Origin of the sequence: Kitasatospora sp. NPDC004614 (assembly GCF_042873675.1) — a bacterium.
GTDB lineage: Bacteria > Actinomycetota > Actinomycetes > Streptomycetales > Streptomycetaceae > Kitasatospora.
The window spans coordinates 1062296-1085087 of sequence record NZ_JBIALR010000001.1; the positions used below are offsets into that span (position 1 = coordinate 1062296).

Consider the following 22792-nt stretch of genomic DNA (forward strand, 5'->3'; position numbering starts at 1 on the left):
GCAAGCGTGGAATCAAAGCAATTTCTCATCCGAGTCGGAAGGCTCGGCGGTGGGGTGGCGGCGGTCACATGTGAATCAGACCTTAATGGGTGATAAACCCTTAATAAAATATGGCCGGAAACCTTAAAGAAACCACAAGCGACCTGCGTCACAAGATCCATTCGTGTAGTGAGCATCCTTCCCAAAGCTGAAGGAGCTCACGGTGGGAAGTGTGGGTGCAGGGTTGCTCCTCCCGTAGGGGGAGGGGCCAGAGTGGGCGGCATGACAGGCGACACGCGCTATTCGATCGGTGAACTGGCCCGGCGGGCCGGGCTGACGGTCAAGACCGTTCGGTTCTACGCGGATCGGGGCATCGTGCCGCCAACCGGCCGTACCCCGGCCGGGCACCGCTGGTACGGCGCCGAGGCCGTCGCGCGGCTGGAGTTGGTGCGGACGCTGCGCGAGCTGGGACTCGGGCTTCCGACGATCCGGCAAGTGGTGGACCGGGAGCTGTCGCTGGGCGACGTCGCGGCGGCGCACGCCGAGGCGTTGGACGTACAGATCCGGACGCTGCGGTTGCGGCGGGCGGTGCTGACGGCGGTGGCCAGGCGCGGGGCATCCCCTGAGGAGATGGATCTCATGCACAGACTGGCCACGCTCTCCGAGGCCGAACGGCGAAGGCTGGTCGGGGAGTTCCTCGATGCCGTCTTCGGTAGCCTCGGCTCCGCCCCGGAGTTCGCCGGGATCATGCGCTCGCTGACTCCCGAACTGCCCGAGGAGCCGAACACCGAACAGGTCGAGGCGTGGGTGGAGTTGGCGGAGCTCACCCAGGACCGGGAATTCCAGGCGGCCGTACGGGAGTTGGCGCGGCACCACGCTGCGGATCGGGGCCCGGCCGCGCCGCGCAGGGACCCGGTCGCGCTGGTCCGCGACCGGGTCGGGTCGGCCCTGGACCTCGACCCCGTCTCCGCGCAGGCCGATCCGGTGGTCGCGGCCGTCACCGCCCAGTACGCCGAGCTCCGGGGCCGCCCGGACGACGCCGAGCTGCGCCGGCAGTTGCTGGCCAGGCTGGAGGCCGCGAACGATCCGCGCCGCGAGCGCTACCTGCGGCTGCTCGCGGTGATCAACGGCTGGACGCCCCAGGAGAGTTCGGCCCCGGCCCTCGCCTGGTTCGCCCGCGCCCTGGCCGTCCGCATCCCGGCCTGACACACTGCTTCGCATGCACCTCACCGACAACGGAACCGTCGCGGCCTCGCGGCTCGTTCTGATCAACGAGTTCGAGAACGACAACGCCTACGCCTTCGTCCTGCCCCGCCCGCTGTTCCTGGCCGCCGGGGACCGGGTCGAGCTCACCGGTCCACGGCCGGCCGTCATCCGCGCCGACGGCTCCCGGTACCCGCTGGAGGGGTACTGGGAGCCCAGGTGCCGGCCGCGCTTCAGGAGAGGTTGAGGGCCAGGTCGTCGAGGACGAACGAGGTCTGCTTCTGGTAGTCCTCGACACCGGTGAAGGTCAGCGTGACGCTCTGGCCCGCGTAGGCGGAGAGGTCGACGGTGTGCTGCGTGTAGCCGGTGTTGTGGTCGAGGTTGGAGTGGGTGGCGACGGTGGTGCCGTTGGCGGTGACGGTGAGCTTGTCGTAGGCGGTGGTGGTGCTGGTCTCGGCGGTGTCGACGTGCAGCCAGTAGCTGAGCGTCGCGGTGCACCCGGCGGGGACGGTGACGGTCTGGGTGAGCGTCTCGGTGTGGGCGGTGCCGTAGCCGTCCAGCCAGACGTCCCAACTGCCGGTGTGGGCGGGCTCGGTGCTGGTGTTGTTGAGGGTGCCGGCGGTGCCCGTCCAGGGAGCCAGGGCCCCGGTCTCGAAGCCGGGGTTGCCGAGCAGTTGGGCGGCCGTGCAGCCGCCGGTGGGCGGCGGGGTGGTGCCGCCGGTGCTCGGGACGCGGTTGAAGTCGGCGGTGAAGGTGGACTCGATGCCGGAGATCACCGCCGGGTCGGCGATGATCAGGCCGAGTTCGCGGTTGTGGTTGAGCGAGTTGTCGGAGAAGTTCTCCGACCCGGCGAACACCTTCGCGCTCGAGGTGCCGTAGTCCGCGACGATCGCCTTCGCGTGCACGTAGAAGCCGGTGCTGCTGGTGTACGTGGTGACCTTTCCGCCCGCCGCGGTGACCTGGTTGAACTGCGCGGTGTACTTGGCGGAGGTGTCCTCGGCGACCACCCGCACCGTCACACCGCGCTGTTCGGCGGCGACGATCGCGTTGACCAGCGCGGTGTCGCCGAACTCCTCCTGCTCGACGTCCAGGCTGTGCTGGGCGCCGTTGATCAGCGCGAGCAGCCGGTTCTGCGAGTCGGTGGGCGACCACACCAGGTCGGTGCCGTCGGACGGGGTGATGGCGGTGTGCGCGTAGTCCGCGTTGAAGACCTGCTCGGTCGCGGCGACGTCGGCCGGGTCGGTGTCGAGCACGCCGTAGTCGCGGGAGGTGGCGTAGTAGGTGGTGTCGAAGTTGCCGGTGGAGATGTACGACTTGGCGCCGTCCACCGTGATGGTCTTCTGGTGGGTGTAGGTGAACGAGGAGGACGAATAGACGACGCTCACCCCGCCGGCGGTCAGCGCGTTGTACGCGGCGCTGTTGACCGTGCTGTGGTTGGGGTCCATCACCACCCGGACGGTCACGCCGGCCTTCTGGCGGTTCACCAGCGCCGTGGTGAGGTTGGTGTCGCGCAGCTCGTAGATGGTCACGTCGACCGACTTGGTGGCCGAGTTCACCAGGTTGTAGATCGCGTTCTCGCCCTGGTCGGGCAGGACCACCAGCGTGTAGGTGCCGGTGGCGGCGTGCCCGGCGGTGACGGGGGCCAGCGCGGTGGCGGCGACGGTGGCACCGGCGGCGAGGGTGCGCAGCAGGCGGCGGGTGAGGCTCATGGCGGGGCTCCAGCAGTCCGGTGCACGTACGGAAGTGACGCGCGTAGCGCCGCCCAGTAAGACACGTCCTGACGGCCGATCAGAAGGGGCTGGACATGACAGGCCGCTGAACAGGAATACTTTTACCGGGACCCTGCAAACCGTTGACCGGACGGGCCGTCGCGCGTTCGGACGGGCCATCACGCGTTCGAACCTGCCGCCTGCCGCCTGCCGCCTGCCGTCTGCCGCTGGCGGGCCGACGTGGCCGCCGCCTGCTGCCCGTGGGTCACCGGCCGTCGGCCGCGGCCTCCAGCGCGGGGAGGTCGAGCTTGGTCATGGCGAGCATCGCGGTCATCGCCCGGTTCGCCCGCTCCGGATCGGGGTCCTCCAGCAGCTCGATCATCCGGCGCGGCACGATCTGCCAGGACAGGCCGAAGCGGTCCTTCAGCCACCCGCACTGGCCGGGCTGCCCGCCGTCCGCCGTCAGCAGCTCCCAGTAGCGGTCCACCTCGGCCTGGTCCTCGCAGTCCACCTGGAGCGAGATTGCCTCGTTGAAGGTGAACATCGGCCCGCCGTTCAGCGCCCGGTACTCCCGGCCGAACAGTTCGAACGACACCAGCATCACGCTGCCCGCCGGGCCCGGACCGGCCTCCGAGTACCGCTTCACGCCGGTCACCCGGGCATCCCGGAACACCGACACGTAGAACTCGGCCGCCTGCTCGGCCTGGTTGTCGAACCACAGGAACGTGCTGATCTTCTCCGCCATCGGGGGCGCACCTTTCGTCGCCGGCGCTTGTCGCCGGCTTTCGTCGCTGGTCAGGGCCTTGTTCACCCGACGCTAGCCCCGCAGGCGCGGCGAACCCGGGCGGCGCGCCACGGCGGGCATCGCGGGGCGGAGGCGGCACGCCGCAGCGGCGACGCGGGGCGCGAAAGCGGGACGAGCGGGCGGGCGCCGTGCCAGAGTCGGGGCCATGACGTCCTCGGATCCCGTCGCCGCCCTGCCCACCGCCGCCGAACAGGCCGTCAACGATCCGGCCCAACGCGCCCTCGCCGCACCGCTGTTGGCCGAGTTCACCGCCCGCCTGCACGCCGCGACCCCCGTCACCGCGTTGTGGGTGCACGGCTCGCTGGCGCTCGGCGACTACCGGCACGGCCGCAGCGACCTCGACCTGATCGCCGTCCTGCCGACCGCGCCGGACACCCGGCTGCGCACCGAACTGTCCTTGCTGCACGAGGAGTTGATCGCCGAGCGGCCGGGCGCGGAGAAGCTGCACTGCACCTACCTGCCGCAGGACGCGCTCGCCGACCCGGCCGCCGACCACTTCACCTTCGCCCAGGGCGAGCCGATGGACCGGCCGGTCACCGTCATCACCCGGCGTGAACTCCTGGACGGCGGGCTGCGGTTGGCCGGCGCCGCCCCGGACGTGCTGCTGCCGCCGGTCGGCGACCCGGAGCTGCACGCGCACCTCCGCGCCGACCTGCGCACCTACTGGTACCCGGTCACCGACCGCCCCGGGCCGTGGCAGCACGACATCTGGGTGGACTTCGGGCCGATCACTGCCGCCCGCGCCACCATCGCGCTGCGCGAGAGTCGCCTGGTGACCAAGCGCGAGGCGATCGCCCAACTGCCGCCCCTGGGCGCCCCGTCGGAGCTGGTCGCGGACATCGTCGCCCGGCGCTACGGCACGCCGCTGCCGATCACCGCCGACGAACGTGACCAACGCGCCGAGCAGGCCCGGCAGTTCACCCGGACGGCGATCGAACGGGCGCTGGAGTGACGGGAGTTCAGCCGAGGTCGGCGAGTGCGTGGAGCAGCGGGCGGTAGCCGTCGTCCGGGTCGGTGCGGTCGCGCAGGCAGCTCTGGACGGCGGCGGTCAGCTCCAGTCGCGGGCCGATCCGGCGGTCGATCCGGGCCACCGCCAACTGGCGGACGGTGACGGGGTCGACGTCCAGGTTCGCGCGCAGCGGGAGCCAGCGGGCGCCCCGGGCGCGGCAGCCGGTCTCGCCGAGGTACCAGAGGGCGCAGTCGAAGACCGGGTCGTCGAACAGGCGGTGCGAGTAGGGGAGCACGGTCAGTCCGTGCCGCAGCGACGCCTCCAGGACGTCCAGCCTGTCGGCCAGGCCGAGGGCGCGGATGCGCTGCCGCAGGACCTCCTCGAGTATCTCCAACGAGTGCTCGGAGAAGTCGAGTTCAGCCTCCCGGCCGGTGGCCCGCGCCCAGAGCGGGAACGCCTCCTCGCGCACCGCCAGCCAGTGGGCGAGGTCCTGGCCGGGCCGCCCGGGGTCGAGCACCCCGGGCGCGTCGGGCCGGGGCCGGCTGCCCGGATTCTGCGGGCGGTGGATGCGGGCCAGCTCCAGGGCCCGTTCGACCGCCGGTTCCCAGAACGCGTAGCCCTCCAGCGTCTCCGTCAGCGGGTAGGTCGAAGCCGGGTCGGCCACCGCGACCACCAGGTCGATCGGGGCGCAGAGCGGGAAGTCGTCCTCGCACAACTCCTCGGCCTCGGCCAGCTCTTCCGCCTCCTCCTCGTCCAGCGCCTCCCGCGGCAGTTGAACGAGCGGATGGATCTCCCTGCCCAGGAAGGGGCGCGATTCGGGCGAACACTGCCACAGCGCACCGTAGTTGCGGACGTGCACCTCGCCGAGGTACCACGCCGCCGCGGTCAGGAAGGAACCGTTCCAGTCCGCGTCCGCCTGCTCCCGGTCCGGGTACCGCTCGCGGATCACCCGCTCCAGCCGGGCCAGCGAGTCCGTGCCGAAGTCCCAGCCCCCGCCGGTGAGTTCGGCCCAGGCGGGGAACGCCTCCCGTCCGGCGGCCAGCCAGTCGTTCAACCGGGGGTTGTCGCGCCACGCGGGGTCTTCGATGGTGGTCATGGGGGTCGAGAGTAGGCGGGCCGACTGACAGTCCGTCAGGAAGCGAAAAGTGCGGTGAGTTTCGGCAGGCGGGCCGCGGTCTGCTCGGCCGTCCAGAGTTCGCCCTCCGGTTCGGCGTTCAGCGGGCTCTCGTGGCCCTGGGCGAGCAGCGACTCCTCCAGGCCGTCCTCCTCGCCCGTCAGTTCCTCCCAGGCCTGCGCGGCGCAGTAGTCGAGCGCCTCCCAGTCGGGCACGAAGCGCTCGGCCCGGGCGGCCAGGGCGCGGAACTCGGGAAGGCCGGCGAGGGCGTCCGGGTCGTGCACGGCGAGCCGGTGGGCGTCGCGGCCGAGGCCGATCAGCCAGGCGTGGAAGTACCAGAGGGTGTCGTCACTCAGGAAGCCAGGCCCGACCAGCTTCGCCAGCGCGACCGTGGCCATGGTGTCCAGCGGGGCCCGCACCTCGTCCAGGCGCAGCTGGAACTCCCGCACCTCGTCCGTCGGGAGCTGCGCCAGCCGCTCGGTCAGCTGTTCGGCGCGGTCGCACGGGGAGGTGGCCCGAGTCGACTCCACCAGTTCCCAGAAAGCGTTCACGTTCATGCCCGGCATGCTCGCACGCTGCTAGGACACTTCCGCGGGCGGCCCTTGACCTCAAGAGCGCTTGAACTTGCAGGATGGGCCCCGGCGGCCGGGACGTCCGGCCGAACGAGGAGGGGAGAGGCGATGCGGGCGGTGTGGCTGCGGGAGTTCGGCGGGCCGGAGGTCCTGGTACCGGGCGAGGCGCCCGACCCGGTGGCGGGGGAGGGGCAGGTCCTGATCGACGTCGCGCACGCCAACCTGACCTTCGTCGAGACCCAGTTCCGCGCCACCGGGTTCGGGCCGTTCACCGGCGCACTGCCGATGATCCCCGGCAACGGCGTCGGCGGCACCGTCGCCGCCGTCGGCCCCGGCGTCGACACCGCGCTGCTCGGACGCCGCGTCATCTCCACCACCGGCGGCAGCGGCGGCTACGCGGAACGCGCCGCCGTCCCCGCTGCCGGCCTGCACCTCGTCCCCGACGCGCTCAACCTGGACGACGCCACCGCGCTCCTCGCCGACGGCCGCACCGCCCGCATGCTGCTGGACACCGCCGCACCCGCCGCCCGCGCCCGCGTCCTGATACTGGCCGCCGCCGGCGGCGTCGGCACCCTGCTCGTCCAACTCGCCACCAACGCCGGCCTGCACGTCGTCGCCGCGGCCGGCGGCCCCGCCAAACTCGTCCTGGCCTCCGAACTCGGCGCCGCCGAAACCCTCGACTACCTGCGCCCCGGCTGGACCGCCGGCACCGCCCCCGTCGACCTCGTCCTCGACGGCGTCGGCGGCACCCTCGGCCGCACCGCCACCACCCTGCTCCGCCCCGGCGGCCACCTCCTCAGCTACGGTCTGTCCGGCGGCAGTTGGACCGACCTCCCGCCCGCCGAGACCGAGGCCCGCCGCCTCACCGTCCTCACCCTGCGCCCCACCCCCGACACCATCCGCGCCGCCACCACCGCCGTCCTCGCCGACGCCGCCGCGCACCGGCTGCGCCCGGTCATCGGCCGCCGCTTCCCGCTCGCCGCGGCGGCGGACGCCCACCGCGCGATCGAGTCGCGGGCCACGCTCGGCAAGACCCTGCTGGACGTGTAGGCGGGGCGCGCCCGTCCGCCCCGACTGGGATACTGGCCGCCTCATGAAGGGGTGGACGTGACCGAGCCGATTGCCGGGTGGATCCTGGCCCACAACCTGCGCGCCTTCCTGGAGTTGGTCTCCCACTATGCCGGGTACGCCTTCGACGCGACGGACTGGGAGACCGTCGAGCTCGGCGTCCGGGACACCGACGACGAGGATCCCGACGCCTGGTACTCGTATCCGCTCGTCGGCTCGGCCGCCACCCTGGACGCCGAACTCGCCCACTCCGTCGGCACCGAGGTGCTGATGGTGACCGTCTCCGGAGCCGGGGACCGCGAACTGCGGCTGCGGATCGACACCTTGCTGACCGCCGCGAGCGTCTGATCCCGGCCGGTGCCGCGTGGGTATCGTGGCGGCGTGGAGCTACGGACCTTGCGCTACTTCGTGGCGGTCGCCGAGGAACTCCACTTCGGCCGGGCCGCGACCCGACTGCACATGAGCCAGCCGCCGCTGAGCCGGGCGATCAAGCAACTGGAGGCCGAGGTCGGGGCGTTGCTGTTCACCCGCTCGCCCGCGGGGGTCGCGCTCACCCCGGTGGGCTCGGTGCTGCTCGAGGAGGCGCGGGCCCTGCTCGACCACGCCGACCGGGTCCGGGGGCGGGTGAGCGCGGCGGCCGGCGGCGCGACGCTCACCATCGGGATCCTGGGCGACGGCGCCGACCCGGGCGTGGCCAGGCTGGCCGCCGCCTACCGCCGGCGTCACCCCGGCACCGAGATCCGGGTCCGCGACACCGATCTGACCGACCCGACCTGCGGATTGCGGGCCGGGCTGGTGGACGTCGCGCTGACCCGGACGCCGTTCGACGAGACCGCGCTGACGGTGCGTGCGCTGCGGGCCGACCCGGTCGGCGTGGTCCTGCGCGCCGACGATCCCCTGGCCCGCCGCGAGGGGCTGCGGCTGGCCGAGCTGGCCGACCGCCGCTGGTTCCAGTTCCCGCCGGGCACCGACCCCCGCTGGCAGTCGTACTGGAACGGCGGCGAGCCACGCGAGGGCCCGATGGTGCGGGCCGTCCAGGAGTGCCAGCAGGCCGTGCTGTGGAACGGCACCGTCGGCCTGGCGCCGCTCGGACACGAGCTGCCCGCGGAGCTGGCCGTGGTGCCGCTGACAGACATGCCGCCGAGCCGGGTGGTGGCCGTGTGGAACGAAGGCGACACCAACCCGTTGATCCGTTCCTTCGTCGAGATCGCGACGGCCGCGTACCGTCGCTGAACTTCAGCCGGGAGGTGGGCAGTTGGGTCGAGCTTCATCGGGTGGCGTCCTCGCGGGCCGGGCGGAAATGCGGTCGTGGCGGGCCCGAGGGCTTCGCTAGCATCGCGACATGTCAGATCAGCCGATGTATGCCCCCAAGCCCCGGCCCGGTGACCGGGTCGCCGTGCTCTCGCCTTCGTTCGCCGGGCCGGGCATGTTCCCACTGCCCTACGAGCTCGGACTGCGCCGCCTGCGCGAGCAGTTCGGGCTGGAGCCGGTCGAATACCCGACCACCCGCAAGCTCGGGGCGAGCCCGCAGGAGCGGGCCGCCGATGTGCACGCGGCGTTCACCGATCCGAGTGTGACGGCGATCCTGGCCAGCATCGGCGGCGAGGACCAGATCAGCGTGATCCCGCACCTGGACGGGGAGTTGATCCGGGCGCACGCCAAGCCGTTCTTCGGGTTCAGCGACAACACCAACCTGCTGGACTTCCTGTGGCGGCACGGCGTGGTCTCCTATCACGGCGGCGCCGTGATGACCGAGTTCGGCCGGCCCGGCGCACTGGACCCGCTCACCGAGGCCTCGCTGCGCGCCGCGCTGTTCGAGCGCGGCGAGTTCGAGCTGCGCGAGGCCGAGGACGTCAGCACCGAACTCGGCCGCTGGGAGGACCCGGCCACCTTCGAACGGATGCCCGCGAGCGAGCCCGCCACCGGCACCCACTGGACCCGCTCGGACCGAGTGGTCGAAGGCGTCAGCTGGGGCGGCAACCTGGAGATCCTGCACTGGATGGCCGCCGCCGACCGCCTGCTGCCCGTCGAGGCGTACGCGGGCTGCGTGCTGGTCCTGGAGACGTCCGAGGAGATGCCCTCCGGCACCGAGGTGTTCCGGATGCTCCGCAACCTCGGTGAACGCGGCCTGCTGCGCCAGTTCCCGGCGGTGCTGTTCGGCCGCGCCATGGCCTGGTCGTTCGAGCAGCCCAACAACGCCGAGCAGCGCGCCCAGTACCGCGCCGAGCAGCGCGAAGGCGCCCTGCGCGCCCTCGACACGTACGCGCCGGACACCATGGCCGTGTTCGACGTGGATCTCGGCCACACCTCGCCGCAGCAGGTGATCCCGTACGGCGGCCTGATCCGGGTCGACGGACCGGCCCGCCGCATCACCGTCACCTACTGAAACCGCCCGCGGCCCGCGCCCGGCAAGATCGCCCGAGACCCTTGCCGACCAGCGCGGGTCGCGGCGGGTCCGACACCCTTGCCGACCAGCGCGGGTCGCGGCGGGTCCGACACCCTTGCCGACCAGCGCGGGTCGCGGCGGGTCCGGCCACCCGCCCTGGCCCGGCCACCCGCCGAGCACGTATCGTGTCCGGGATCGGAAATGTGGTGCCGGGCACCATGGCGAACGGGCACGACGTCGCGCAGGCGGCGGACGGGGGCGGTGACCTGACGGTGGCTGATGTGGCATCGACGACGGGAGACGGGCCGGCGGCAGCCGACCTGGAGGACACCTTCAAGCTGCCGACCCAGCCTGCGGGCCCGAAACAGGGCACCGAACCACCGCCCGCCAACGACCCGTTCGCCACCTCGGTCAACCTACGGGTCAACACGGCGCCCCCGGACCTCACCCCCGGCGGCAACCGGAACGGCGCGCCCACCGCGACCCCGGCCGGCGGCACGCCCGTGCCGCCGCCGCCCGCGATGCCGCCCGCGCCGGTCAGCACCGGCTGGACGAGCATGATCCCGGTGATCACCGCCGACATGCCGCCGCCCGCCGCGCCCGCCCCCGTCCAGGCGCCGGGTACCGCGTCAACTCCCGCACCCGTCACCGGCATCGGCCGCGGCCTGCGCGGCCGCATCCTGGTGATCGAGGGCGGCTACGGCGGCGGCCGCCGCTGGGGCCGCGGCGGCGCCGCGCACGCCTCCGTACTGTCCGCCGCACTGGCCGGCGTCGCCCCGCAGATCATGCTCTCCGCCGACCAGGTCGACGCCGTCCACCTGCCCGGCGCCAACGACCCGCAGACCGTCCTCGCCCACCTGCGCGCAGCCGCCCGCCACCCCGGGCCGCTGCTGATCCACCTCGGCGGCCATCTGGTCACCGACCGGCGCGGCGACCAGATGTACCTGTCGCTGCGCGAGAACAAGGCGTCCGAGAGCCTGCCGTGGAGTGCTCTCGCCACCGAACTGCGGCACCGCGTCAACGAGTTCGACACCCTGGTGATCGGCGACCTGAGCGCCGACCCGGTGCTGTGGCCGCAACTCGTCTCCGCTGCCGGCCAACAGCTCAGCGAGGGCGTGCCGTTGTGGGCCGTGGTCAACCACGACCCCGACCAGCTCGGCACCTTCACCCGCGCGCTGATCGAGACCCTGCACCGCGGCCGCCCCGGCGCCGAGCAGCTGCTCACCCCTGAGCTCGTGCGCCAGCAGGTCCACTCGGTGCTGCGCTCCGACACCGTGGTGATCACCGCGCACCCCGGCGACCGGCCGTGGTTCCGCAACACTTCCCGGCAGATCGGCCCCGCCGACCCCGCCACCACCCGGCCCACCGCGCCGCCGGCCCCGACCGCCCCGCCCGCCTCCTCCGCCGCGCGCCCTGCCGAACCGGCCCGGCCCCGGATGGCCCCCGGCTGGACGCCGCGTGTCCTGGTCTCGCTGCGCAAGGCCGGCGTCCCCGCGACGCCCGCCCGGCGTCGGATGATCGTCTCGCTGGTGCGCGGTGTGCCGATGGTTCCGGCGGACGCGCCGATGGTTCCGGCGGATACGCCGCTGGTTTCGGCGGACACGCCGCTGGTCGACCTCGGCAAGTCGGCCGGCCTGCCCGCCGCGCCCGAGCCCGTCGTCCGCCTCGGCAAGGACCTCCCCGCCGACACCGCCACCACGCCGCTGGTCAGGCTCGCCAAGTCCGAGCCCGCACCGGCCGATTCGTACGCCGTGCAGTTCGCCAAGGCCGCGCCTGCGCCTGTGCCCGCGCCCGAGCCCTCACCGGCGTCCGCGCCCGCGCCGGGGTCTGTGCCCGCGCCCGTGCTCATGCCAGTGCCGGATCTGGTGCCCGAACCGGCCGAGGACCGGCCGTGGTTCGACCCGCTGGCGTCGACCGTTCCGCTGCCCGGCGGGAGCGCGCTGGCCACCACCCTGCCGCTGCCCGACCTCGAGGCGACGGCCCCGATGGTGCCGCTGGAGAAGGCCCAACCGCCCGTCCAGCACGACCCGTTGGCGGCCACCGTGCCCCTGGAGAAGCGTCAACCGCCGCTCCAGCACGACCCGTTGGCGGCGACGGTTCCACTGGAGAAGACGGCTCCCGCCCCCGCCCCTGCCTCCGCGGTCGTGCCGGTTGCCGCAACTGCGCCCGCTGCCCGGGCCGTTGCGGTCGAGCAGGCCCCGCCGACCGACTACATGGAGGCGATCGGCCAGATCGTCCGGGCCGCCGAGGCCGGCGACCACGCCACCGCGGCGGCGCTCGCGCTCGCCCTGGAGAACAAGGCGGTCGCCGTGCACGGCAGCCTCGCCCCGGCGGTGCTCCAGGTCCGGCAGGTCCGCGCGCATGTCTCCCGGGTGGCCGGACTGCCGGTGCTGGCAGCCGAGTTGTACCGCCAGGTCGCCACCGCGATGCTCCAGACCGAGGGCCCCGAGCACCCCGAGACCCAGCGCGCCGCCACCAACGCCGAGGCGTGCTGGCGCGCCGTCAAGGACCCGGCCGAGGCGATCCGCATCGCCCCCGAGATCATCGAACTCCGCGCCCACCTGCCCGGCCCCGACGGCCGCAAGCTGCGCGCCGCCGAACGCTACCTGCAGAAGCTCGCCGATGCGAAAGCCGGTGCTGCGGCAGGCAGTTGACGGCCCATCAGCCGTCGATGGACCACGGCACGTCCGGCGGCGGAGTGCCGGTGTCCAGCAGGTGCCGGACGAGGTGCAGCGCCCGGCAGAGCGGGACGGTGTCCTCGTCCGGGTACTCGTCCTGCTGGCCGTTGGCGAGCAGGTAGCCGTCGCTCCAGCCGTCCGCGCCCGGATCGACGGCGTGCTCGCCCGGATCGCCCGGCGCGGCCAGCAGCATGACCATCGCCCGCACGCCGTTGGAGACCACCGCCAACTGCCGCCCGCGCGAACTGCGCAGCCAGTTCTCCGCCCGGCCCCCGGCGATCCGCCGCCGCAGCTCCGCGACGGCGTCCTGCCCGCAGCCCACGGCGGGCCAGTGGTCGGTGAACTCCCAGTGCTCGGTGGCCGGTTCGGTCATAGGGCGGTCTCCCTGCGGATGCGGCTGTGCTGATCGGCCCGCCCACGCTACCCGCGCCCGCCGGCGTCACTCCTCGCGGACGGGCAGCAGGCCGCGCTCGGCGAAGACCCGCTTCGCGGCGAGGGTGGCGTTGATCGCCCGGGGGAACCCGCAGTACGCGGCGGCGTGCAGCAGGGCCTCGACGATCTGCTGGGGCGTCAGGCCGACGTTCAGCGCGGCGTTCACGTGGACCTCGAGCTCGGGCTCGCAGCCGCCGAGCGCGGTGAGCATGCCGAGGGTGACGAGTTGCCGGTCGCGCGGTGCCAGGGCCGGACGGGAGTAGATCTCGGCGAACCCCCAGGCGGCGATCTGGTGCACCAGTTCGGGGGAGACGTCCGCCAGCGCCGCCACCACCCGCTCGCCCGCCTCGCCGTCGATGCGCGCGAGGACCTCCATGCCCCGCTCGAAGCGTTCGCGACGGTCATCCGTGGTCATGTTCCGCTCCCCGGGGGTTGTCCGACGGCCAGGAGGCCACGGTAGCCAGCGCAGCGCAACCGGCGGGGCCCGGAAGCCGCCCGGCACCGCCGCCGCACACCCGACCGGCCCAACGGGAAGCGGCTACCGCGAAGTTGCCCCACGGAAAAAATGGTGCGACGTCCGGCGTGAGGAAGCGCTACACTCGCCGCGACACCGTAGGTACGCGATTTCGCGTGGGACGAAGGACAGAAACGTGGCGGGTGACGACGACATCTCCGGGTGAGATCCGGATCTGACGGCCACCGGGCCGGCGCACAGGAGCGCTGCCGGAGTGGTCCGTTTCGTCGACCCCTTTTTTCGCCCGTTTCCCCAGGGCAGTGGCCCGTTCGCAGTGGTTGTTCGCAGTGGCCGTTCCCTGCCCTCTTGCACCTTCGAGGTCTCTTCACCATGTCCGACGCCGCCGTCGTCTGCTCCAGCATGTCCTTCTCCTGGCCGGACGACACCCAGGTCTTCCACGACCTGTCGTTCACCGTCCCGACCGGCCGCACCGGCCTGGTCGCCCCGAACGGGTCCGGCAAGTCCACCCTGCTCCGGCTGATCGCCGGTGAACTCAAGCCCACCGCAGGCTCGGTGACCGTCTCCGGCACGCTCGGGTACCTCCCGCAGACCCTCCCGCTGACCGGGAAGCTCACGGTCGCCGACGTGCTCGGCATCGCCGAGGTGATCCGCGCCCTGGACGCCGTCGAGTCCGGCGACGTCGCCGAGGAGCACTTCGCCACCATCGGCGACGACTGGGACATCGAGGAACGCACCCGCGCCCAGCTCGACCGCCTCGGCCTCGGCCACCTCGAAATGACCCGCAGCCTGAGCACGCTCAGCGGCGGCCAGGTGATCTCCCTCGGCCTGGCCGCTCAACTGCTGCGCCGCCCCGACGTGCTGCTGCTCGACGAGCCCACCAACAACCTGGACGTGGAGGCCCGCCACCGGCTGTACGAGGTGCTGTCCGAATTCAACGGGTGCCTGCTGCTGGTCAGCCACGACCGCGCGCTGCTCGACCGAATGGAGCGGATCGCCGAACTCGGCGGCGGCGAACTGCGCCTTTACGGCGGCGACTTCACCGCCTACGAGGAGGCCGTCCGGGGCGAGCGGGAGGTCGCCGAACGCAACGTCCGCAACGCCGAGCAGAACCTGAAGCGGGAGAAGCGCGAGGCCCAGCAGGCCAGGGAGCGCGCCGACAAGCGGGCCAGCAACGCCGCGAAGAACCTGAAGAACGCCGGCCTGCCGAAGATCTTCGCCGGAAACATGAAGCGCGGCGCGCAGGAGGCCGCAGGCCGCTCCGGGCAGGTGCACGCCGCCCGGGTCGACGAGGCCAAGGCCCGCCTCGACGAGGCCGGGCGGGCGGTGCGCGAGGAGCAGCGCCTCAGCCTGGAACTGCCCGACACCCAGGTGCCGGCCGGCCGCACCCTGTTCCACGGCACCGGCCTCCAGGTCCGGCTCGGCGACCGCGAGGTGTTCGCCCCCGCCGGTATCGACCTGGTCGTCCGCGGCCCCGAGCGGATCGCGCTGACCGGCCCCAACGGCGCCGGCAAGACCACCCTGATGCGGCTGATCACCGGCGCGCTCACCCCCGACGGCGGCGAGCTGCGGCGCGGCGAGGGCCGGATCGCCTACCTCTCGCAGCGCCTGGACCTGCTGGACGAGAGCCACACCGTCGCGGAGAACTTCGCCAAGTTCGCGCCCGAGCGCCCGGAGGCGGAGCGGATGAACCTGCTCGCCCGGTTCCTGTTCCGCGGCCCGCGCGCACACCTCCCCGTCGGGGTGCTGTCCGGCGGCGAGCGGCTGCGCGCCACCCTGGCCTGCGTGCTGTGCGCCGAGCCCGCCCCGCAGCTGCTGCTGCTCGACGAGCCCACCAACAACCTCGACCTGGTCGGCGTCGGCCAGTTGGAGAGCGCACTGAACGCCTACAAGGGCGCGTTCCTGGTGATCAGCCACGACGAGCGGTTCCTCGCCGAGATCGGCATCGACCGCCGCCTGCAACTGACCGGCGGCGCCCTCCGGGAGGTCGCGGCCCCGACGGCGTGACGTGCCGTCGGCTCCCGGCCCGCCTGTGGCGCCATGCCCGGGCGGGCCGGGAGGCCGAGCACGGCCGAGTTCTTCGGCCCCAACCTGCCGCGCGCGCACGTGACTTGGTTCGCGTGCTCGGCGTCCCGTCTGCCTGAGGGTAGGTGCGCCGGCCACGGCCCATCGCTCGAGGCCGGTCGCGCATTCCCCCCAACCTGCCGTGCCAGGCCGCTGACTTGGCCTGGGTGCCCGTCGGCCGTGGGATTCCGCCGCAGGTGTGCGCACCGGTGCCGCCTTCAACCTTCGCTGCTCGTCCGTGACTTGCTCTGCGCGCCCGTCCGCCCGTCGGCCGGAGACTCGCATCCGGACGGGCCGCCACAGACCGAACCGGAGTTCCCCCATGCCCCAACCTGCCCTGATCGCACACGACTTGGTCCGCATCCTCGGCGGCCGCCGGATCCTCGACGGACTGTCCCTGACCGCCGCCCCCGGCCGCCGCTTCGGCCTGATCGGGGAGAACGGCTGCGGCAAGTCCACCCTGCTGAGGGTGCTGGCCGGCGCGGACGAACCCGACGCCGGGAGCGTCACCCGCCCCGCCGACCTCGGATTCCTGCACCAGGAAATGCCGTTCGACGCCGCCACCACCGTCGCCGCCGTCCTGGACGACGCGCTGCGCGAGGCCCGCACCGACCTCGCCGAACTCGACCGTCTCGGCAGCGAACTCGCCGAACTCCCCGACGGCGACCCGCGCCAGCCCGCCCTGCTGGCCGCCTACGGCACCCGGCTGGAACAGACTCAGCATCGCGAGGCCTGGGACGCCGACCGCCGCGCCGCCCTGCTGCTCGACGGCCTCGGCCTCGCCGCCGTCGCACACCGGCGCACCCTCGGCTCGCTCTCCGGCGGGCAGCGCGGCCGCCTCGCCCTGGCCGCCCTGCTGGTCCGCCGCCCGTCGGCCGTCCTGCTCGACGAGCCCACCAACCACCTCGACGACGACGCCGCCGCCTTCCTGGAGGACCAACTCCGTGCTCTGCCCGGCACGGTGGTCGTCGCCAGCCACGACCGGGCGTTCCTCGACGCCGTCTGCACCGACCTGATCGATCTCGACCCGGCCACCGACGGCCCGGTCCGCTTCGGCGGCGGCTACCGCGCCTATCTGGGCTCCAAGCGAGCCGGCCGGCATCGCTGGGAGCGCCAGTACGCCGCCGAGCAACGGGAGTTGGCGGAACTGCGACGCTCCGCGGGAGTCACCTCGCACCGCCTCGCCCCGGACCGCGGCCCCACCGACAACGAGAAAATGGGCTACGGCCACCGCGCGGGCCGGGTGCAGCAACAGATCTCCCGCCGGGTTCGCGACGCCGCCGGCCGACTCGCCGACCTGGAACGCCGCCAGGTCGCCGAACCGCCCGCCCCCCTGCGCTTCGCCCCGCAGAACCTCACCACCGGCCCGGAGGAGGAGAACCCCGATCCGCTGGTGACGCTGCACCGGATCCACATCCCGGGAAGGCTCACCCTGGACGAACTGGAGATCGCCACGGACGAACGCCTGCTGATCACCGGCCCCAACGGTACGGGCAAGTCCACCCTGCTCGCCGTCCTGGCCGGCCGCCTCGACGCCACCGGCGAGGTGCACCGGCGCCCCGGGCTGACCGTGGGCCTGCTCACCCAGGACACCACCTTCGCCCGCCCCGAGCGCACCGCCGCCGACACCTACGAGCTGACCGTCGGCCCCGACCACGCCGAACGCGTCCCGCTCTCCTCGCTCGGCCTGCTGGCCGCCGCCGACCTCGACCGCCCCGTCGGCGCCCTGTCCGTCGGCCAGCGCCGCCGCCTCGCCCTCGCCCTCCTGGTGGCCCGCCCGCCGTACCTGCTGCTGCTCGACGAACCCACCAACCACCTCTCACCACTCCTCTGCGACGAACTGGAGGAGGCCATGGGCGGCAAGGGCCCGGGCGCGATCGTGGTGGCCGGCCACGACCGCTGGCTGCGCCGCCGCTGGCAGGGCCGCGAACTCGCTCTCGGCATGAACCGCTGACGGCCGGGTGTCGGTCGCCGCGACGACCGGCCCCCGGGCCGACGATGGACGCCGAACGGCGCCACCCCCGCGCCGCCGGCACCCGGGAGACCGGAGAGACGGAGCAGGACCGTGCAGGAGTTCCTGGTCGAGATCACCACCGCCGTACCCCCGGACGTCCCCGCCGAGGAGGTCGACCGGCGCCGCGCCGCCGAACACGAGCGCGCCGGTGAACTCGCCGCCACCGGGCGGCTGTTCAGGTTGTGGCGGCCGGTCGGCGAGAAGCGCAGCGTCGGCATCTGGCGCGCCGAGGACGAGGCCCGGCTGCGCACGGACGTACTCGGCACGCTGCCGATGTGGCCGTGGATGACGGCCGTCGTCACCCCGCTGGAGCCGCACCCCAACGACCCGGATACCGGAAGTCGTTAGCGAGAGACGGGGCCACTGCCGGAAGCAGCGGCCCCGCCCCGGCCGTACTACCGCGCGCCGCCGTTGACGTACAGCGTCTGCCCGCTCACGTACGACGCGTCCTCGCTCGCCAGGAACGCCACCACCGAAGCGACCTCCTCCGGCAGACCCACCCGCCGCAGCGGGGTGCGCTGCGCGACCTCCGCCTGGTGCTCCTCCGGCGTCGCCCCGACCCGCTCCGCCGTCGCCGCCGTCATCGACGTCGCGATGTACCCGGGCGCCACCGCGTTCACATTCACGTTGAACGGGCCCAACTCGATCGCCAGCGTCGCCGTCAGCCCCTGGATGCCGGCCTTCGCCGCCGCGTAGTTCGCCTGACCGCGGTTGCCGAGCGCCGAACGCGAACTCAGCGACACGATCTTGCCGTACTTCTGCTTCACGAAGTACCGCTGCGCGACGTGCGAACAGTTGTAGGCGCTGGTCAGGTTGACCGTCAGCACCGCGTCCCAGTCGCTCTTCGGCATCTTGAAGAACAGGTTGTCGCGGGTGATCCCGGCGTTGTTCACCAGGATGTGAACCGCTCCCAACTCCTCGACCACGGCGGCGAACACCGCCTCCACCGCCTCGTAGTCGGCCACGTCGCAGCCGAACCCGCGCGCCGTGCCACCCGCCGCGAGGATCTCCTTCACGGTGGCTTCGGCGCGCTCCGCCGTCAGGTCGACCACGGCCACCGCCGCGCCCTCCTCGGCCAGCTTCCGCGCCGTCGCCGCCCCGATGCCCTGCGCGGCGCCGGTCACCACCGCCACCTTGCCGTCGAACTTGCCCACAGCCACACCTTTCCGATGCATCGCCAGATAAAGAGAGTCAGTCCCGCTCGACCAGCACCGCGGAGCCCTGGCCGACGCCCACGCACATCGTCGCCAGGCCGCGCCGGGCGCCGGTGCGGCGCATCCGGTGCAGCAGGGTGGTGAGGATCCGGGCACCCGAACAGCCCAGCGGGTGGCCGAGCGCGATCGCCCCGCCGGACGGGTTCACCAGCTCCGGGTCGATGCCCAACTCGCCGACGGACGCCAGCGCTTGGGCCGCGAACGCCTCGTTGAACTCGGCGGTCTCCACGTCCTGCAGCTTCCAGCCGCCGCGCTCCAGCACCCGCCGGGTCGCCGGAACCGGCCCGATGCCCATCACGTCCGGGTGCACGCCCATCGACGCGCCCGCCACGTACCGGCCCAGCGGCTCCAACTCCAGCTCCGCCAGCGCTCGTTCGCTCACCAGCAGCAGGGCCGCCGCGCCGTCGTTCATCGGCGAGGCGTTGCCCGCGGTGACGCTGCCGCCGGCCCGGAACACCGGCTTCAGCGCGGCCAGCTTCTCCGCCGTCGTGTCGGGCCGGATCGACTCGTCGCGCTCCACCCGCACCCCGTCCGGGCGTTCGACGGCCAGCAGCTCGGCGTCGAAGTGGCCCGACTCCCGTGCCCGCGCGGCCAGTTGGTGGCTGCGCAGGGCGAACGCGTCCTGCGCCTCGCGGCTGATGCCGTAACGCCCCGCGACCTCCTCGGCGGTCTCGCCCATCGACAGCACGCCGTGCAGCTCACGCATCCGGGGGTTGGTGAGCCGCCAGCCGAGCCGGGTGTCGAAGGTCTCCATCCGGTGCGGCAGCGCCTCGTCCGGGCGGGGCAGTACGAACGGGGCGCGGCTCATCGACTCGCAGCCGCCCGCCACCACCACGTCCGCCTCGCCGGAGCCGATCGCCCGGGCCGCCATGGTGACGGCCTCCATCCCGGACGCGCACAGCCGGTTGACGGTCGCGCCCGGCACCGAATCGGGCAGCCCCGCCAGCAGCACCGCCATCCGGGCCAGGTTGCGGTTGTCCTCGCCGGCCTGGTTGGCGGCGCCCCAGTACACGTCGTCGATCCGCGCCGGGTCGAGCCCCGGCACCTGGGCGAGCAGCCCGCGCAGCACGGCCGCCGACAGGTCGTCGGGCCGGACGCTGGACAGCGCGCCGCGCAGCCGACCGATCGGGGTGCGGCGGGCGGCGGCGATGAAGACCGGAAGCACTTCGTCGAGCTCCTGTTCCACGTGGTTACCGATGGGCCGGTCCCGCCCGGTGGGCGGCCGGCGTCAGAAGGCGCTGACCCCGGTGGGAGTCAGAAGGCGCTGACCCCGGTGGGAGTCAGAAGGCGCTGACCCCGGTGGGAGTCAGAAGGCGTTGACCCCGGTCAGGGAACGCCCGATGAGCAGCTTGTGGATCTGGCTGGTGCCCTCGTACAGCGTCATCACGCGGGCGTCGCGCAGATACTTGCCGACCGGGTACTCGTCTGTGAAGCCGTACCCGCCGAACACCTGCAGCGCGTTGTTCGCGCAGCGCACCGCCGCCTCGCTGGCGAACAGCTTGGCGACCGAGGACTCCGTGGCGAAGGGAAGCCGGCGGTCGATCAGGTCGGCGACCCGCCAGGTCAGCATCCGGGCCGCGGCCACGTCCACCGCGATGTCGGCCAGCAGCTCCTGCACCAACTGGTGGTGCGCGATGGACTTTCCGAACTGCTCGCGCTCGCCGGCGTAGCGCACCGCCGCGTCCAGCGACGCCTGCGCGATGCCGACGCAGCCCGCCGCCACCGACATCCGGCCCTTGGCGAGCGCCGCCATCGCCACCGTGAAGCCCTTGCCCTCCTCGCCCAGCCGTGCGCTGTCGGGCACCCGGACGGCATCGAGGTGCAACTCGGCGGTGGCCTGGCCGCGCAGCCCCAGCTTGCCGTGGATCAGCGTGCGGGTGAACCCGGGGGAGTCCGTCGGCACCAGGAAAGCGCTCACCCCCCGGTGGCCGGGCTCACCCGTACGGGCGAACACCAGGGCCACCTCGGCCCACGTCCCGTTGGTGATGAACATCTTCGCGCCGGAGATCAGCCAATCTCCCCCACTTTTCGCTGCGCTCAAGCGGGTGGTGCCCCCAGCGTCCCGCACCGCCCGCGTCGTCAGGTTCGCCGCGTCCGAACCGGTACCGGGCTCCGTCAGCGCGAAACACGCCAGCGCCTCGCCCGAACACAGCCGGGGCAGCCACTGCCGCTTCTGCTCCTCGGTGCCGAACGCGTTGATCGACTTGCCGACCAGCCCCAGCGAGACCGACACCACCCCGCGCACCGAGGAGTCGCCGCGCCCCAGCTCCTCCAGCACCAGGCAGTACGCCAGATGATCACCGCCGCTGCCGCCGTACTCCTCGGGCACGGTGAGACCCAGGAACCCCAGCTCACCGAGCTTCTTGACGATCCCCGGATCGATCGACTCCGCCCGGTCCCACCCGGCGGCGAACGGCACGATCTCCCGGTCGGTGAACCCCGCCGCCAACTCCCGGACGGCGGCCTGCTCCTCGGTCAGCTCCAGGTCCACGCGGCGACCCCTCGACTCGACATTCCGACGGCGACACTCCGGCGCCCCGAATAAACTAGCGGTGCAAGTTTTACGGTGACTGTAGCCCGCCCCCGCCCCGCACGGAAGGGGGCGCCTGCGACAATGGGGCGGTTCCGGAGCCGGACAGGCCCCGACGGCCCGCGACCCGAGGAGGCCACGATCGCCCGCCCGCGCACCCCCCTGCTCAGCCGGGACCGGATCGTCGCCGCCGCACTCACCCTGGTCGACACCGAGGGACTGCCCGCCCTCTCCACCCGCCGCCTGGCCGCCGAACTCTCCGTCAGCGGACCGTCCCTCTACAACCACTTCGCCACCAAGGACGAACTCCTCGACGCCGTGGTCGACAGTGTCATCGGCGAGGTCGACCTCACCATGTTCGACGCGCCGCCCGACTGGCGCACCGCCCTGCGCGACTGGGCCCGCTCCTACCGCGCCGCCCTGGCCGCCCACCCCCACCTCGTCCCCGTCCTCGCCCAGGGCCCCGGCCGCCGCCCCAACGCGCTGCGCCTCGCCGACGCCGTCTTCGGCTGCCTGGTCGACGCCGGCTGGCCCCGCGGCCAGGCCACCCGGATCGGCGCCCTGATGCGCTACTTCATCACCGGCTCGGCCCTCGGCTCGTTCGCCGCCGGCTTCCCCGAGGACGCCGCCCTCTACACCGCCGAGTACCCCCACCTCGCCGACGCCCACCGCCTCGCCGAACACCGGCGCACCATCGACGAAGGCGCCTTCGAAACCGGCCTCGAAGCACTGCTCGACGGGCTCGAACTTCGCTACCGGCAGATCGTCTGACGGTCCGCCGGAAATCGGTATCAGCAGGTGTGTTGACGTCGGCAGGGGAGGGGCGCACCGTACCTTCGGGCGGGAACGGCCGCGACCGATGGGGGATCGGGATGACGGGCTACGGACCGACTGTCGCCGGCTTGGTGATCTCGCTGGTCATCGTGGCCGCGGGAGTCGTGATCGGCGTCATCTGCGCCCGCGACGCCGAGCGCGTCAAGCACACCCTGGCCTTCGGCGTGCCCGCCGAGGCGTTCGTGCTGGTGATCTACAAGGAGCGCCGCTCCGTCGGCACCAGCACCAGTGTCACCCGCCACAGCATTCTCGCGTTCCGCACCCCCGACGGCCGCGAGTACCGGATCGACGAGCAGAACGGTCTCCGACGTGCCGTCGGCGACCGGGTCGGGGTCCGTTACCTTCCCGAGCGCCCGGACCGGGCCGTGACCGTCGACCACGGCACCCTCGAGGACACCATCTGCGTGGCGGTCGGCGCCCTTCTGATCCTCGGCGGGCTCGTCGGAGTGATCATCACCCTCGGCCACCTGCCGCCCCGCCCGCCCATCGTCATCCCGCAGTGGCGGCACTGACCCGCCCGGCACCGGCCCTGCACCCGTGGAACGTGCCGCGCATGCCGTCCGGGGGCGGCCCGGGCCGACGGTTTGACGTCCCGACAGCTGCTGACCGCCTGTCCTGTCCGCGTCTGTCCGTTTTACTTCCGTTTTGCATTGAGCTCTCCGTTTCCGTACGGTTTCATCCGTTCGGAGCAATTCGGCAGGCGGACGCGCCGTGAAAACGGCGCTGCGCCGTCCGGCCGACATGCGCTCGCCCGAACGGTCGACCAGCG

The 22792-nt window shown here is 72.8% G+C and carries 22 protein-coding genes; 13 read left to right on the forward strand and 9 right to left on the reverse strand.

Features of this window, described 5'->3' with window-relative positions; genetic code table 11:
- The first annotated feature begins 261 nt into the window (after window positions 1-261).
- Window positions 262-1185, forward strand: a complete 924-nt coding sequence (locus ACFYST_RS04645) for a MerR family transcriptional regulator (RefSeq protein ID WP_387859805.1) — start codon at window positions 262-264, stop codon at window positions 1183-1185.
- A gap of 13 nt (window positions 1186-1198) precedes the next feature.
- Entirely contained in the window at window positions 1199-1429 is a 231-nt protein-coding gene (locus tag ACFYST_RS04650) for a hypothetical protein (RefSeq protein ID WP_387634342.1), read from the forward strand.
- Here the strand turns inward: ACFYST_RS04650 and ACFYST_RS04655 are convergent.
- Together ACFYST_RS04655 and ACFYST_RS04660 are read right to left on the reverse strand one after the other, a co-directional pair.
- Window positions 1416-2891, reverse strand: a complete 1476-nt coding sequence (locus ACFYST_RS04655; RefSeq protein ID WP_387859807.1) for a phospholipase D-like domain-containing protein — start codon at window positions 2889-2891, stop codon at window positions 1416-1418. The two genes, ACFYST_RS04650 and ACFYST_RS04655, sit on opposite strands and share 14 nt — an antisense overlap.
- A gap of 265 nt (window positions 2892-3156) precedes the next feature.
- Window positions 3157-3636, reverse strand: coding sequence for a VOC family protein (locus ACFYST_RS04660; protein ID WP_387634336.1), 480 nt, complete (start codon window positions 3634-3636; stop codon window positions 3157-3159).
- Window positions 3637-3841: 205 nt separating this feature from the next.
- On the opposite strand from ACFYST_RS04660, the gene ACFYST_RS04665 reads away from it, so the two are divergent.
- Complete coding sequence (locus ACFYST_RS04665; protein WP_387859810.1) at window positions 3842-4648, forward strand: nucleotidyltransferase domain-containing protein; 807 nt, start codon at window positions 3842-3844, stop codon at window positions 4646-4648.
- 7 nt (window positions 4649-4655) lie between these two features.
- Here ACFYST_RS04665 and ACFYST_RS04670 read toward each other — a convergent pair whose 3' ends face one another.
- Window positions 4656-5741, reverse strand: a complete 1086-nt coding sequence (locus ACFYST_RS04670) for a hypothetical protein (protein ID WP_387859811.1) — start codon at window positions 5739-5741, stop codon at window positions 4656-4658.
- 35 nt (window positions 5742-5776) lie between these two features.
- Window positions 5777-6316, reverse strand: a complete 540-nt coding sequence (locus ACFYST_RS04675; protein WP_387859813.1) for a DUF4240 domain-containing protein — start codon at window positions 6314-6316, stop codon at window positions 5777-5779.
- A gap of 123 nt (window positions 6317-6439) precedes the next feature.
- Between ACFYST_RS04675 and ACFYST_RS04680 the strand changes: the two genes are divergently transcribed.
- From ACFYST_RS04680 to ACFYST_RS04700, 5 genes are all read left to right on the forward strand, one after another.
- A complete protein-coding gene (locus ACFYST_RS04680) occupies window positions 6440-7381 on the forward strand; it encodes a zinc-binding dehydrogenase (protein ID WP_387859815.1) in 942 nt (313 codons plus the stop codon).
- Between the two features lie 57 nt (window positions 7382-7438).
- Entirely contained in the window at window positions 7439-7747 is a 309-nt protein-coding gene (locus ACFYST_RS04685) for a hypothetical protein (RefSeq protein ID WP_387859816.1), read from the forward strand.
- Window positions 7748-7780: 33 nt separating this feature from the next.
- A complete protein-coding gene (locus ACFYST_RS04690; RefSeq protein WP_387859819.1) occupies window positions 7781-8632 on the forward strand; it encodes a LysR family transcriptional regulator in 852 nt (283 codons plus the stop codon).
- A 109-nt stretch (window positions 8633-8741) separates the two neighbouring features.
- Window positions 8742-9785: a S66 peptidase family protein gene (locus tag ACFYST_RS04695; RefSeq protein ID WP_387859820.1), complete on the forward strand. Its 1044-nt coding sequence runs from the start codon at window positions 8742-8744 to the stop codon at window positions 9783-9785.
- A 185-nt stretch (window positions 9786-9970) separates the two neighbouring features.
- Complete coding sequence (locus ACFYST_RS04700; RefSeq protein ID WP_387859823.1) at window positions 9971-12439, forward strand: hypothetical protein; 2469 nt, start codon at window positions 9971-9973, stop codon at window positions 12437-12439.
- A gap of 7 nt (window positions 12440-12446) precedes the next feature.
- Here ACFYST_RS04700 and ACFYST_RS04705 read toward each other — a convergent pair whose 3' ends face one another.
- Both ACFYST_RS04705 and ACFYST_RS04710 read right to left on the reverse strand, forming a co-directional pair.
- Entirely contained in the window at window positions 12447-12836 is a 390-nt protein-coding gene (locus ACFYST_RS04705) for a hypothetical protein (RefSeq protein ID WP_387859825.1), read from the reverse strand.
- A gap of 66 nt (window positions 12837-12902) precedes the next feature.
- A complete protein-coding gene (locus tag ACFYST_RS04710) occupies window positions 12903-13310 on the reverse strand; it encodes a carboxymuconolactone decarboxylase family protein (protein WP_387859827.1) in 408 nt (135 codons plus the stop codon).
- Between the two features lie 429 nt (window positions 13311-13739).
- On the opposite strand from ACFYST_RS04710, the gene ACFYST_RS04715 reads away from it, so the two are divergent.
- The 3 genes from ACFYST_RS04715 to ACFYST_RS04725 all read left to right on the forward strand — a co-directional run bounded on the left by ACFYST_RS04715 (window position 13740) and on the right by ACFYST_RS04725 (window position 17793).
- Complete coding sequence (locus tag ACFYST_RS04715; protein ID WP_387634309.1) at window positions 13740-15374, forward strand: ABC-F family ATP-binding cassette domain-containing protein; 1635 nt, start codon at window positions 13740-13742, stop codon at window positions 15372-15374.
- Window positions 15375-15753: 379 nt separating this feature from the next.
- Window positions 15754-17385 carry an ABC-F family ATP-binding cassette domain-containing protein gene (locus tag ACFYST_RS04720; protein WP_387859829.1) on the forward strand — a complete coding sequence of 544 codons (1632 nt, stop codon included), beginning with the start codon at window positions 15754-15756 and terminating at the stop codon, window positions 17383-17385.
- A gap of 111 nt (window positions 17386-17496) precedes the next feature.
- Window positions 17497-17793: a muconolactone Delta-isomerase family protein gene (locus ACFYST_RS04725; RefSeq protein ID WP_387859831.1), complete on the forward strand. Its 297-nt coding sequence runs from the start codon at window positions 17497-17499 to the stop codon at window positions 17791-17793.
- Between the two features lie 47 nt (window positions 17794-17840).
- Here the strand turns inward: ACFYST_RS04725 and fabG are convergent, their stop codons facing one another.
- The 3 genes from fabG to ACFYST_RS04740 all read right to left on the reverse strand — a co-directional run bounded on the left by fabG (window position 17841) and on the right by ACFYST_RS04740 (window position 21150).
- A complete protein-coding gene (gene fabG / locus ACFYST_RS04730; RefSeq protein WP_387859833.1) occupies window positions 17841-18599 on the reverse strand; it encodes a 3-oxoacyl-ACP reductase FabG in 759 nt (252 codons plus the stop codon).
- Between the two features lie 37 nt (window positions 18600-18636).
- On the reverse strand, window positions 18637-19824 hold the full coding sequence (locus ACFYST_RS04735) for a thiolase family protein (RefSeq protein ID WP_387860093.1): 1188 nt from the start codon (window positions 19822-19824) through the stop codon (window positions 18637-18639).
- Between the two features lie 141 nt (window positions 19825-19965).
- Window positions 19966-21150, reverse strand: a complete 1185-nt coding sequence (locus tag ACFYST_RS04740; RefSeq protein WP_387859836.1) for an acyl-CoA dehydrogenase family protein — start codon at window positions 21148-21150, stop codon at window positions 19966-19968.
- Window positions 21151-21330: 180 nt separating this feature from the next.
- Here ACFYST_RS04740 and ACFYST_RS04745 point away from each other — a divergent pair, with 180 nt between their 5' ends.
- Together ACFYST_RS04745 and ACFYST_RS04750 are read left to right on the forward strand one after the other, a co-directional pair.
- Window positions 21331-21960, forward strand: coding sequence for a TetR/AcrR family transcriptional regulator (locus tag ACFYST_RS04745; protein ID WP_387860095.1), 630 nt, complete (start codon window positions 21331-21333; stop codon window positions 21958-21960).
- Window positions 21961-22061: 101 nt separating this feature from the next.
- Window positions 22062-22535: a DUF3592 domain-containing protein gene (locus ACFYST_RS04750; RefSeq protein WP_387859838.1), complete on the forward strand. Its 474-nt coding sequence runs from the start codon at window positions 22062-22064 to the stop codon at window positions 22533-22535.
- The last annotated feature ends 257 nt before the right edge of the window (window positions 22536-22792 follow it).

Bases quoted from the DNA above. Each gene is read 5' to 3' on its own strand.
- ACFYST_RS04720 (WP_387859829.1), top strand. From the start codon at position 15,754: ATGCCCCAACCTGCCCTGATCGCACACGACTTGGTCCGCATCCTCGGC.
- ACFYST_RS04650 (WP_387634342.1), top strand. From the start codon at position 1,199: ATGCACCTCACCGACAACGGAACCGTCGCGGCCTCGCGGCTCGTTCTG.
- ACFYST_RS04660 (WP_387634336.1), bottom strand. From the start codon at position 3,636: ATGGCGGAGAAGATCAGCACGTTCCTGTGGTTCGACAACCAGGCCGAG.
- ACFYST_RS04710 (WP_387859827.1), bottom strand. From the start codon at position 13,310: ATGACCACGGATGACCGTCGCGAACGCTTCGAGCGGGGCATGGAGGTC.
- ACFYST_RS04695 (WP_387859820.1), top strand. From the start codon at position 8,742: ATGTCAGATCAGCCGATGTATGCCCCCAAGCCCCGGCCCGGTGACCGG.
- ACFYST_RS04750 (WP_387859838.1), top strand. From the start codon at position 22,062: ATGACGGGCTACGGACCGACTGTCGCCGGCTTGGTGATCTCGCTGGTC.
- ACFYST_RS04715 (WP_387634309.1), top strand. From the start codon at position 13,740: ATGTCCGACGCCGCCGTCGTCTGCTCCAGCATGTCCTTCTCCTGGCCG.
- ACFYST_RS04665 (WP_387859810.1), top strand. From the start codon at position 3,842: ATGACGTCCTCGGATCCCGTCGCCGCCCTGCCCACCGCCGCCGAACAG.
- ACFYST_RS04645 (WP_387859805.1), top strand. From the start codon at position 262: ATGACAGGCGACACGCGCTATTCGATCGGTGAACTGGCCCGGCGGGCC.
- ACFYST_RS04655 (WP_387859807.1), bottom strand. From the start codon at position 2,891: ATGAGCCTCACCCGCCGCCTGCTGCGCACCCTCGCCGCCGGTGCCACC.
- ACFYST_RS04680 (WP_387859815.1), top strand. From the start codon at position 6,440: ATGCGGGCGGTGTGGCTGCGGGAGTTCGGCGGGCCGGAGGTCCTGGTA.
- ACFYST_RS04675 (WP_387859813.1), bottom strand. From the start codon at position 6,316: ATGAACGTGAACGCTTTCTGGGAACTGGTGGAGTCGACTCGGGCCACC.
- ACFYST_RS04705 (WP_387859825.1), bottom strand. From the start codon at position 12,836: ATGACCGAACCGGCCACCGAGCACTGGGAGTTCACCGACCACTGGCCC.
- ACFYST_RS04670 (WP_387859811.1), bottom strand. From the start codon at position 5,741: ATGACCACCATCGAAGACCCCGCGTGGCGCGACAACCCCCGGTTGAAC.